The sequence below is a fragment of the Halobium salinum genome, assembly GCF_026586625.1.
Lineage (GTDB): Archaea > Halobacteriota > Halobacteria > Halobacteriales > Haloferacaceae > Halobium > Halobium salinum.
Genome location: NZ_JAODIW010000006.1, coordinates 729,520 through 740,706 on the forward strand (window position 1 = coordinate 729,520; position 11,187 = coordinate 740,706).

10 protein-coding genes and 1 tRNA gene are annotated in these 11,187 nt (G+C 69.7%); 8 read left to right on the forward strand and 3 right to left on the reverse strand.

From position 1 onward, the window contains the following. Positions 1 to 81: 81 nt before the first annotated feature. Positions 82 to 972 (forward strand): DUF7351 domain-containing protein, encoded by an 891-nt coding sequence (locus N5095_RS07015; protein ID WP_267622042.1) that lies wholly within the window; start codon positions 82 to 84, stop codon positions 970 to 972. Between the two features lie 198 nt (positions 973 to 1,170). Here the strand turns inward: N5095_RS07015 and N5095_RS07020 are convergent, their stop codons facing one another. Then, positions 1,171 to 3,012: an ABC transporter ATP-binding protein gene (locus N5095_RS07020; protein WP_267623014.1), complete on the reverse strand. Its 1,842-nt coding sequence runs from the start codon at positions 3,010 to 3,012 to the stop codon at positions 1,171 to 1,173. Positions 3,013 to 3,278: 266 nt separating this feature from the next. Here N5095_RS07020 and N5095_RS07025 point away from each other — a divergent pair, with 266 nt between their 5' ends. The 5 genes from N5095_RS07025 to N5095_RS07045 all read left to right on the forward strand — a co-directional run bounded on the left by N5095_RS07025 (position 3,279) and on the right by N5095_RS07045 (position 8,264). Continuing rightward, positions 3,279 to 4,343: a DUF7972 family membrane protein gene (locus N5095_RS07025; RefSeq protein ID WP_267622043.1), complete on the forward strand. Its 1,065-nt coding sequence runs from the start codon at positions 3,279 to 3,281 to the stop codon at positions 4,341 to 4,343. Between the two features lie 236 nt (positions 4,344 to 4,579). Then, positions 4,580 to 5,176 (forward strand): tRNA (pseudouridine(54)-N(1))-methyltransferase TrmY, encoded by a 597-nt coding sequence (gene trmY / locus N5095_RS07030; protein WP_267622044.1) that lies wholly within the window; start codon positions 4,580 to 4,582, stop codon positions 5,174 to 5,176. Between the two features lie 101 nt (positions 5,177 to 5,277). Beyond that, positions 5,278 to 5,350, forward strand: a tRNA-Pro gene (locus tag N5095_RS07035). 587 nt (positions 5,351 to 5,937) lie between these two features. Next, positions 5,938 to 7,329 (forward strand): carboxylate--amine ligase, encoded by a 1,392-nt coding sequence (locus N5095_RS07040; RefSeq protein ID WP_267622045.1) that lies wholly within the window; start codon positions 5,938 to 5,940, stop codon positions 7,327 to 7,329. A gap of 170 nt (positions 7,330 to 7,499) precedes the next feature. Continuing rightward, positions 7,500 to 8,264, forward strand: a complete 765-nt coding sequence (locus N5095_RS07045; RefSeq protein WP_267622046.1) for a profilin-fold protein — start codon at positions 7,500 to 7,502, stop codon at positions 8,262 to 8,264. A gap of 34 nt (positions 8,265 to 8,298) precedes the next feature. Here N5095_RS07045 and N5095_RS07050 read toward each other — a convergent pair whose 3' ends face one another. Next, on the reverse strand, positions 8,299 to 9,282 hold the full coding sequence (locus N5095_RS07050) for a metal-dependent hydrolase (protein WP_267622047.1): 984 nt from the start codon (positions 9,280 to 9,282) through the stop codon (positions 8,299 to 8,301). 3 nt (positions 9,283 to 9,285) lie between these two features. Next, on the reverse strand, positions 9,286 to 9,912 hold the full coding sequence (locus N5095_RS07055) for a DUF2238 domain-containing protein (protein WP_267622048.1): 627 nt from the start codon (positions 9,910 to 9,912) through the stop codon (positions 9,286 to 9,288). A 227-nt stretch (positions 9,913 to 10,139) separates the two neighbouring features. On the opposite strand from N5095_RS07055, the gene N5095_RS07060 reads away from it, so the two are divergent. After that, positions 10,140 to 10,748, forward strand: coding sequence for a P-loop nucleotide/nucleoside kinase family protein (locus N5095_RS07060; protein WP_267622049.1), 609 nt, complete (start codon positions 10,140 to 10,142; stop codon positions 10,746 to 10,748). After that, positions 10,745 to 11,107 (forward strand): CHY zinc finger protein, encoded by a 363-nt coding sequence (locus tag N5095_RS07065; protein WP_267622050.1) that lies wholly within the window; start codon positions 10,745 to 10,747, stop codon positions 11,105 to 11,107. Before N5095_RS07060 ends, N5095_RS07065 begins: the two co-directional genes overlap by 4 nt. The last annotated feature ends 80 nt before the right edge of the window (positions 11,108 to 11,187 follow it).

Sequence of the window (11,187 nt, forward strand, 5' to 3'; positions counted from 1 at the left end):
GTCGACCGTCACGTCACCGAGACTGACGAACGAAACCGTCATGGGCGGCCACTGAGAACCGTTCTCTAGGAGGCTACACCGATGGACGTCGACCGCTCGAAGTCGTTCGACGCGGACGACTCGTTCAAACTGCTCGGCAGCGAGATACGGCTCGGAATCGTCCGAGCGCTGGGCGAGACGTGGGGTCCCGAGAACCGTGACCCCGTCCCCTTCTCGGAACTCCGCCGGCTGGTCGGTACCGAGGACAGCGGCCAGTTCGACTACCACCTCGGGAAGCTCCGCGGGACGTACGTCAGGCGGACCGAGGACGGCTACCGGCTCACCTACCCCGGCGTCCGGGTGTACCAGACGCTCGAGGCGGGGACGTTCAACGAGCGCGCGACGGTCGAGCCGTTCGACCTCGACGCCACCTGCTTCGGCTGCGGGTCGGCGCTGGAGGCGAGCTACCGGAACCACCTGTTCCGTATCGCCTGTGGCTCCTGTGACCGCCAGTACTACAAGTACTTCCTCCCGCCCGGACAGGTCACCGCTAGCCCGGTCGCGGAGCTGCTCGACACCCTCGACACGGCGCTCCGGCGCGACCTCGCTGCCGTCGTGTCGGGGGTCTGCCCGTCCTGTTCCGGGGCAGTCGAGCTGGCCGTGGGGCCGGAGGTCGGGTGCGTCTTCGACGCCAACGACGTGTTGGACGTCGCGGCCAGTTATGACTGCACGCTCTGTGGCTCGCATCTGGAGTCGACCGTGGGCGGCGCGCTCGTTGCCCACCCCGCCCTCGTCTCCTTCTTCTACCGGCGTGGCGTCGACCTCTCCGACCGGCGCCTCTGGACCCTCCCCTTCGTTCACGACGAGTCACGGACGACGCTTCGCTCGACCGACCCCGTTCGCGCCGCCGTCACCGCCCGCTGTGACGGCGACGAACTGTCGCTCGTCGTCGACGGCGGGCTCGACGTGGTGTCCGTCGAAGGGGCGCCGTAAGGCGGACGGGTTCGGGCGGGAGCGACACCGTCGCTCGGCGGCGAGGCGGTCGGCGCCGGCGCGGCACTCCGACGGTCCCCGAGGGGCGGACGGACGCGCTCCGCCGACCCACACGGACCGTCGGCGGAATCGCGGACGGTGAGGAACGTCCCACCCGCACGGGGGGTCGGAGCGTCCCGGCTCGGGGGACCTCCCGATTCACCCCGCCCGCGCGCGCTCGGCGATGAGCGCCAACAGTTCGGGGTCGGCCTTCTCCAGGTCGCCGACCTGTACGTTCCACAGCGTCGCGTACAGTCCGCCGGCGTCGACGAGGTCGTCGTGCGTGCCGCGCTCGACGATTCGCCCCTCGTCGACGACGAGAATCTGGTCGGCCTCTTTCACCGTCGAGAGTCGGTGAGCGATGACGAACGTCGTCCGGTCCGCGGTGAGGCGGGCGAGTGCCCCCTGGATGAGGAGTTCGGTCTCCGTGTCGACCGCGGAGGTGGCCTCGTCGAGGACGAGAATCTCGGGATCCTGAAGCATCGCCCGGGCGATGGAGAGGCGCTGGCGCTGGCCACCCGAGAGCTTGACGCCGCGCTCGCCGATGCGGGTGTCGTAGCCGTCCGGGAGCCGGTCGACGAACGAGGTCGCCTCGGCGGCCGCGGCGGCGGCGACCATCTCGTCTTCGGAGACGTCGAACGCGCCGTACGTGAGGTTCTCGCGGACGGTGCCGTCGAAGAGGTAGACGTCCTGTGAGACGTAGCCGACGGCCCGCCGGAGGTCGGTGAGGCGCACCTCGCGGAGGTCGTGTCCGTCGACCCGAATCGACCCCGCACTGGGGTCGTACAGCCGGAGCACGAGCTTCGCGAGCGTCGTCTTCCCCGCACCCGTCGGGCCGACGAAGGCGACCGTCTCGCCCGGCTCGGCGGTGAAGGAGACGTCGTGGAGCACGGTCCGGCCGTTCCCGTAGGCGAAGTCGACGGCGTCGAACTCGACGCGGCCCTCGACCGAGTCGAGGGGTTCGGCGTCCGGGTCGTCGCCGACGGCGACGGGGAGGTCCGAGAGCCCGAAGATGCGCTCGCCGGAGGCGCGGGCGTTCTCGTAGGAGTTGACGATGCGGCCCGCGCCCGCGAGGGGGTCGATAAAGCGCTGGGTCATGAACAGGAACGTGACGAACTCCCCCACGGAGAGCGTCCCGGTGAACGGGCCCGGCCCCTCGCCCGTGACGATCCAGAGCCCGCCGAGGACGAACGTCGCGGCGAAGGACACCCCGGCGAGCAGCTCCATCGTCGGCTGGTAGAAGTACTCTAGGCGGTTGACCGCCCACGTCCGGAGGTAGTACTCCCAGGAGGCGTCGCTCACGCGGTCGGTCTCGAACCCCTCCGTGTTCGCGGTCTTGATAACCTCGATGCCCGAGAGGTTGTTCTCCAGCCGGGAGTTCAGGTCGCCGACGGCCGCCCGCAGGGCGCGGTATCGCGGACGAATCGTCCGCATGAACGAGACGGTGAAGACGCCGAGCAGAGGGACGGCGACGAGCGTCACGAGCGCCAGTTGGGCGTTGAGCCAGAACAGCACGCCCGCGATGCCGACGACCGTGACGACGAGTTGGAGCGTGCCCGACAGCGTGCTGCCGAGGAAGTCCCGGAGGTTCCGCACGTCGTTGTTCAGGACGGACATGACCTGCCCGGTCTGCTTGTCGTCGAAGAAGGCCATGTCGAGGTCCTGCATCGCGCCGTAGGTGTCGACGCGTAGTCGGTGCTGGACCCGGTTCGAGAACAGCGAGAGACCGACGCCCTGTATCCAGGTGAAGACGACACCGAGGACGAACGCCGCCACGATGAGTCCGACCGAGAGCCACAGCAGGTCGACCGCCGCGGTGGGGAGCCACGCGTCGGGGACGAGCGGGAGCCGGTACGGTCGGTCGTTGAACACGCCGTCGATGGCGACGCCGAGCACGACCGGCGGGACCAGTCCCACCAGCCGGCCGAACACGCTGGCGACGAGTCCGACGAGAAACAGCGGGAGGTCGGCGCTGCCGTACCGGCGGAACAGGCGGACCATCGGGTCCGCAGTCGAGTCGCGGTAGTCGTCGAACGGGTTGTCGTCGGGTGCTGGGCCGTATCGCAAGCGGTCACCTCCGGGCGGTCGAGCGCGGAGTGACGGCCGCTCCTCGACCCGTCGGATTCACTTCGGGTTAGGGGACGCTCGGCTATGAACTGCGCGTCAGTGCGGCTGACAGGTTTCGGAGGCGTCGTCGCCATCACCCCGTGAGTCGTTCTCAGGGGCCACCAGTTTCAACGCTCGCTGGTCCGAACGTCCGACGAAGGATGGGCGACGATACGCGGTTCGAACTCACCGACACCCGGAAACGGCCGGTGTTCGCCGGCACTCCACTCTCGGGGCTGTTCAAGTGGCTCCTCCTCTCGGGGAACCGCTGGTACGTCGCGCTCGCCCTCGCGGGCGGGTTCTTCCTCCTCACGATGGGCGTCGGACTCTATGGCCCGGTCTCCGTCTCCCGGTTCGTGGGTCGGGGGGTCTCCCCGTCGGCCGCGCTCATCGAGCTGCTGAAGTCCATCGTCTCCATCGTCACCATCATCCTCTCCATCAACCAGCTCGTGCTCTCCCCGAAGTTCGGCTCCGTCGGCGACCAGCGTGACGCGCTGCAGGACTCGATGCAGCTCCGCGAGCGCGCCGAGCGCGTCATCGACGCCCGGGTCTCGGCGCTGTCGCCGGCGGCGTTCCTCCACGACGCCCTCGACGCGGTCGCCGAGCGGGCCGACGAACTGACCGACCCGCCCGTCGACGCGGTGAACGAGCCGGACCGGGACGCGCTCCGCCGGGACCTCACGTCGTACGCGGCGGACGTGCGCGACGACGCCGAGTCAATTCGCGACGAACTCGCCGACGCCGAGTTCGGGGGGTTCGAGGCGATTCCGGCCGCCATCCGCTTCGACGTCTCGCGGAAGGTCCAGCAGGCGCGCCTGCTCCGCCGGACCCACGCCGACGCTATCGACGCCGAGACCGACGGCCGGCTCGACGGGCTGGTCGAACGCCTCGAACTGTTCGCGGTCGCGAGGGAGTTCTTCAAGACGACGTTCATCGGCTCGGAGTACATCGCCTTCTCCCGGGGGCTGCTGTTCGTCTCCGTCCCGTCGCTGCTCGTCGCGCTGTACGCGATGCTGATCTACGACCCGGGAGCCTTCGCCGGGACGACGCTCGGCGTCGACGACGGCCTCTGGTTCGTGACGGCCGCGTTCACCGTCTCCCTGCTCCCACTCGCGGTGCTTGTCTCGTTCGTCGCCAGACTGGCCACCCTCTCGCAGTCGACGCTGTTCGTCGGGCCGTTCGCCGCGGGCGCGGCGGACCGGCGGGAGCGGTCGGACGGTGACTGACCGACCGAGCACGATTCGTCGCGGGACGCTCGTGGTCGTGGCAGCGACACACGTTGCGTGAGGGGCCCTCCGGTTTCGGGGAAGGAACCCACTACTGGCTGTGGGCAGTGCCTACCGGAGCGAGCGGCGGGTGTCTTCGAGCGCCGACCGTGAGCGCTGAGTGGCCCGACGTCGCGTCGCCGACCGCCCGACACCGGAGTGAACAGGCACAAGACCCCGCGCGGCCGACACGCCACATGCGCCAGTTCCTCGTCACCGGCCACGACGCGCCGACGACGCCCGACTTCTCGCTCGACGACATCGCCGGCGGCGCCGGCCGCCTCGACGTGCTCTGTCGGTGTGTCAACTCCGCGTTCTTTCTCTCGCACGCGCTCCGGGAGGACGTGCGAGTCCACCTCGTGCTCGGGGACGAGTTCACGGTTCGCTTCGAGGGGTCCGAACTCCGGCGGTTGAACCCCGACGAACGCAGTACGGCGGCGCTGATTCGCGGCGCACTGGAGGCTCGCGACGGAGCCATCGGGCACATGCCCGCCGACGCGAGTCCGGGCGTCTCGACATACCGGATGGGGTTCGAGGAGACGCTCGAACGGGTCGCCGAGGACGCGACGGTCGTCGAACTCCACGAGGACGGCGACCCGGTCGTCGAGGTCGAGCCACCCGAGGACCCTCTGTTCGTCCTCTCCGACCACCACGATTTCACCGGGGCGGAGGCGGACCTGCTCGCCGACGTGGCGGAGGAGCGGGTCCGTATCGGACCGGAGCGCCTCCACGCCGACCACACGATTACGGTCGCACACAACTACCTCGACACGGCCGGGTACACGCGGTACTGAGTCGACTGCCGCCCCGTGAGGCTCCGTGCGGGTGGTGAACGTCCGGCCGGGGTGGACGGCTTCCGGAAGCGTTAAACGAACACCTGCCCACGTTCGAGTGCGGGCCGGTGGGGTAGCTTGGTATCCTTCGGCCTTCGGGTGGCCGTAACCGCGATTCAAATTCGCGCCGGCCCACTTCTCCCGCACCTCGTCCGGCGAGCGCCGCGTAGCGTGTGCTCGCGCTTACCGAGTGCGGATGCAGAGCCTACGTGGAAATCTGAACCGAGGAGCAAAGCGAACACCGCGAGCGCAAGTGACCGCGTTCCCGCGAGCGAAGTGAGCGAGAGCCAGCGAGACCGCCGGCCGCGCGTGATTCAAATTCGCGCCGGTCCACTTCTCCCACACCTCGTCCGGCGAGCGCAGTGAACCGTCAGCACTGGGTGTGAAATCACTCGCCAATCGACCGTGGGTCTGGGAGCGCAGCGAACGCCGTGAGCGTGAGCGACAGCGCCCCCACGAGCGGGGTGATACTCTAAACTCACTGGCGCCGCCGACGGCCGCGAGCCAACGACCGAACCGGCGGCTGAAGGAAGGACGAGTCGCGGGTCGGAACCGACCCGGGTACCGGCACCGCAGTACGCCGCTGAATCGACCGATCGAGCCGTCGGCGAACGCTCTTTGCCGGCTGTAGGCTCGCCATATCGGGCGACGGATGGATATCACTGCGGTTTCGAAACGGTATGTTTCTCCATACTAATACCGGTCCGGCTCTATCGGCCTCTATGGACGGAGAACCCGGGAGCGAAGACACAGTCCTCATCCCGACTGGCTACGACCCCGCCAGCTATCCGTGTGTACGGTCGCTCGGAAGCAGGGGCGTTCGCACGCTCCTCGCGTCCGAATTCGACGACGTACCGGCGTCGGCTTCGCGTTTCTGTGACGAGGTGACACGCGTTCCCGCGCCCGGCGACGACCTCCTCGCCTACAAGGATGCGCTCGTCGGCCTCGCGGCACGGCCGGACGTACGGACTGTCGTCCCGATTCGACCGGCGGACACCTACGTGCTCTCGAAGTTCCGAGAGGAGTTCGAGCGATACGTGACGCTCGTCGTCCCCGAGATGGAGACCATGCGGACGGTCCACGACCGGGTCCGACTCGCCGCGGCCTGCGAGGAGGCGGGCGTCCCCGTCCCGCGGACCCGTCGACTCGGCGAGATGGACGACTGGAGCGGCCAGCACATCATCAAGTCGCGGTACAACATCCTCGTCGACGAGTACATGCCCGAGTACGAACCGGGCGAGAACCGGGTGGTCAAGGACGTGACGCACGTCCGCCAGGGCGACACGCCCGACACCGACGAGCTGGTCGAGCGGATGGGTCACGAGCCCATCGTCCAGGAGTTCATCCCCATCGAGGACGAGTACATGTTCGCCGGGTTGTACGACCACGGCGAACCGGTCGCGACGTTCCAGCACAAGCAGATTCGAGGCAACTCCTACACCGGCGGCGGCGGCGTCTACCGGAAGTCGATGTACGACCAGGAGATGGAGGACGTGGCCCGAAAGCTCCTCTCCCACCTCGACTACCACGGGATCGCCTGCATCGAGTACATGAAACACGCCGAAACCGGCGAGTACGTCCTGACCGAGATCAACCCGCGGATGTGGCAGTCGCTCCCCTCGACGGTCCGCGCGGGCGCGGACTTCCCGCACTACTACTGGCAGCTCGCGACCGGCCAGAAGGACCGCATCGAACCCGGCTACGAGCTGGGTGTCGGCAGTCACCTCCTCTACGGGGAGGTCGGCCACCTCCTCTCCGTCCTCACCGACGACTCCGACCTCGTCGAGCGCCCCTCCTTCGTCCGTCGGGCGTGGGAGATCGCCGCCTCCTGTTACGACGAGCCGAAGTTCGACATCCTCCGGTTCGACGACCCCGCCCCGTTCCTCCGCGGTGTCGCTCACATGCTCCCGGACGGTGAGGACCTCCGGGGGAAGCTCCCCTTTCTAGGCGGACGGCGTCGACCCGGAGACGACGACGGACCGGAACTCGGTGACGGGAGCGAGGGCGCGTCCGCGACGGTGACCGTCGAAGCCGACTCGGACGCCGCCGTCGACGGGACGGTGCCGGGGCAGTCCGACGAGTCACCGACCGAGTCGGTGACCTCCGACGACTGAGCCGCAGAGCGGAGCCCCCACGACCACTGAGCCGCCCTCCGACGACTGCACCTTCGGGCGGTGACCCATGGCGACCGAGCCTCGAAGCGGGGCCGTCGCCGAGACCGTCGACCAGGCCCGGACGCCACCGGGGAAGGGGTTATCCCCCTCCGTCGGATAGCTCGGGTACCGTGACCGACCTCGCAGACCCCGACGACGTCGACGGCGGCGCCGACTTCGACGCCGACCCCGCCGACACCGACGAACTCGCGGCCGCCCGCGACGACGTGGTCGCCCGCGTCCGCGACCACGCCGGGCGCATCGCCCGCGAACTCGCGCTTCTCCAGGGCGGCGACTACGGGAGCGCCGACTTCGACACCGACGACGGCGAGTGGACGCTGAAGTACGAGGGCGGCGACCTCCAGTACCTCCGTTTCGACCCCAAACGCGGGAGCGAGACGTACGTCGTCTCGACGAAACAGCCGCCCGAACCGGACGCCCTCGCCGCGGCGATGGAAGACTACGACGCCTTCGTCGCCGCCTACAACGAGCACGTCGCCTCGCTGGACGGCGTGCTCGACGGCGTCGACACCGACTTCCCCGAGGCCGCCTCGACGGACGAGGTCGTCGCCCAGCGCGACCGCGTCCTCGACGCCGTCCGCGACGTGTGCGACCAGATAGCCGACCGCCTCTACCGCTTCGAAGGCGGCGACTACGGCACCTACACCGCCCGCGTCTCCGGCACGCGCTGGGAGCTGAAGTGGGAGGACGGACGGTCGTCCTACCTCCGCGTCGGCGGGTCGGGGGGCGTCTACCTCCTCTCGCAGTACGAGGCGCCCGCCGCGGCCGACGTCCGCGAACTCGCCGGGGACGTGCCGGCGTTCGTCGATTCGTTCAACGAGTACGTCGAGGAGTTGGAGTCGGACCTCGACGGCGTCGCCTTCGGCGACGACTGAGTCCGACGAGTCGGGCTCGCGTGCTCCGCGTCTCTCACGCGAGGACGTACACGACCAGGGACGCCGCCGCCGCGACCGTCAGCGTCGCGAGTCCGGTGACGACGGCCCGGAGCGCACGCTCCTTCGGCGGTCCTGTCGCGCCGAAGAGCGCCGACAGTCCCACGAGGGCGGCGAGCGGGACGACGGTGAACCCGAGGACGTGTGCGTCCGCCATCGTCGGCCGAGGGAGCGCCAGCGCGACGGGCGCGTAGCCGACACCGAGGCCGACTCGCCAGTCGATCACGTCCTCGAGACGGCGGCCGTCGAGCCGAAGGGCGACGAGGAGGCCGGCCCAGACGGTGGCCACCTCGACGAACAGAACCGCGAGCAGGTTCACCGCCTCGTCGGCGGCGAAGACGACCCGGCCTGTGAGGAGGTCGGGGCCGACCGGCGCGAGCAACGGCGGCGGCGCGGCCATGAACACGTCGCCGAAGGGGTGCTCGAGGAGACCGAGCGTCCCGGCGCCGACGAGCGCCGGAAGCGGCAAGTCGGTGCGACGACCGACGACGACGCCGACCAGGAGGACGCTCGCGGCGAACCCGGCGAGCACGAGGGCGCCGTCGACGCCGACCCAGTCGAGCACGGGACGGCTGAACCGAGCGACCGCGGCGAGGCCGCCGACGCCGACGGTCCCGACGGCGGCCGCGACGAGGGTCGGACGCCCGTCGACGCGGAGCGTCCGCCCGATACCGGCACCGCCCGCGAAGACGACGGCGACACAGCAGAGGACCGGAAGCGGGTGGGTGACGACTCGGTGGAGGTCGTTGGTGACGACCCAGAACGCGTCCCAGCCGAGCGGGGCGCCGTCGAGAACGGCGGCAACGTAGCTCACCAGCCCGTAGACGACGTCGAGGTCGGGGAGGAGGGCGGCGACGGCGGCGACGAGGCCGAGCCCGTGGGCCGTCGTCGGGTCGTGACCGCGGACACGAGCGAGCGCTCCGGCCAGCGCGAAGGCGAGAAACTCGTGTCCGACGAACATCCGTCAGCGCTCCCGAGACGACCGGGAGACGCCGCCGTCCGAGGCCGGCTCCGGGGCCGGACTCGGGGTCGACTCGGTCGCCGGTCCCGCGTCGACGGCGTCGTCCGCAGTCCCCCCGACGAAGCGCCGGAGTACCACGTGGCCGAGGAGCACGACGGCGGCGCCGGCGGTGTCGAGGACGAGGTCGACCACCGTGTCCTCGACGTAGAACTCGACCGACCAGTGCCACCAGAAGTCCTTGAAGAGGTACTCGTACACCTCGAACCCGGCGCCGATGGCGAAGAGGGCGGGTACGAGCCACAGCGGCGCCCGGACCGAGCGAACCGGGCGGCAGAACCCGGCGTAGAGGATGGCGGCGACGCCTGCGCCACCCATGGAGTGGGTCAGTAAGTCCCACCACGGGACGGCGACGTAGACGCCGTACGCCAGCCCGCCGAAGTGAAAGACACAGACCAGCAGTCCCCAGCCGATTATCACGGCCCACGCGAGCGCCGTCCGCCGCCGCCCGAGGTCCGCCCGAAGCTGGCCGAAGAACCGGGCGAGCGTCCGCCACGGCCAGCCCATGGCCCGTCTCGCTCGACCACTCCCGCTCGTCTCCTCCGGGCCACCACTCGTCCTCCCGTCGCTCATCCAATCCACCGCCCCGTCGAGACGGGCCGCGCCGAGAGGCCCTGGAGAGGCACCGGTGTCGCGTGAACCATGTCGTTCGTCCCGAGCCGACCGAACCGGTATATGTTTTCCGTCACGGAGCGGTGCACGACGAGCCGCCCGAGTCGATTCTCCCCCGCACACTCTTATCCCCGTACACTCACGAACGGACATCCACACATTGATACCCGACCGTCGGGTTGGCTCCCATGTCAAGCGATGGCCGCAACACCCGAGCGGGACGACAGGGGGACGAACGGGAACACGAGCGTCGACACGGGCGACGGTCGGCCGTGCCGGCCCGTGGCCGGAGGGACGGCTCGGTGCTGATCGTCGTCTGCGGGCTCCCGGGCGTCGGAAAGACCAGCGTCGCCGAGCGCGTCGCGACCCGCGCCGAGGGGACGCTCCTGCGCACCGACGTGGTGCGAAAGGAGCGCTACCCGGACCCCGACTACACGAGCGAGGAGACTGACGCCGTCTACGCCGACCTGCTCGACCGGGCGGAGTCGCTTCTCGAAGCCGGCGATACCGTCGTCCTCGACGGCACGTTCAGGCGGGAGCGTCGCCGCGAGGACGCGAAGCGAATCGCGGCCGACGCCGACGCCGAGTTCAGGCTCCTGAAGGTCGAGTGTGACGAGGCCGTCGTCCGCGAGCGCATCGCGAACCGGACGGACGACGAGAGCGACGCCGACTTCGAGGTCCACCGGCTCCTGCGCGAGGAGTTCGACCCCGTCGCCGTCGGCCACGCGACCGTCGACAACTCCGGCGCGCCCGAGGAGACGACCGCCCGCGTCGACGGGCTGTTCCCGACGCCGTGACCACGGACGCCGAGAGTCGCGAAGTCGGCGACACCGCCATCCACGGCGTCGGGGTCGACCCCGAGACGCGCTGTGCCCACTACGCCGGCGAGCGCGACGTCGTCGCGATTCGGTTCGCCTGCTGTGACGCCTACTACCCGTGCTTCGACTGCCACGCCGCCGTGGCGGACCACCCGCCCGAGCCGATTCCCCGGGCGGCGTTCGACGAGGCGGGGGTGCTCTGTGGCGTCTGCGGGTCGACGCTGACCGTCTCCGAGTACCTCGACTGTGGATTCACCTGTCCGCGCTGTGGTACCGCGTTCAACCCCGGCTGTGCGGCCCACTACGACCGGTACTTCGCGGGCGAGGCGGGTCACTGAGCCGCGGGAGCGAGGCGTGCCCACTACACTCACACCGGCCACGCCACCCGGCTTCGAGCGCCTTAACCACGTCCCGACCG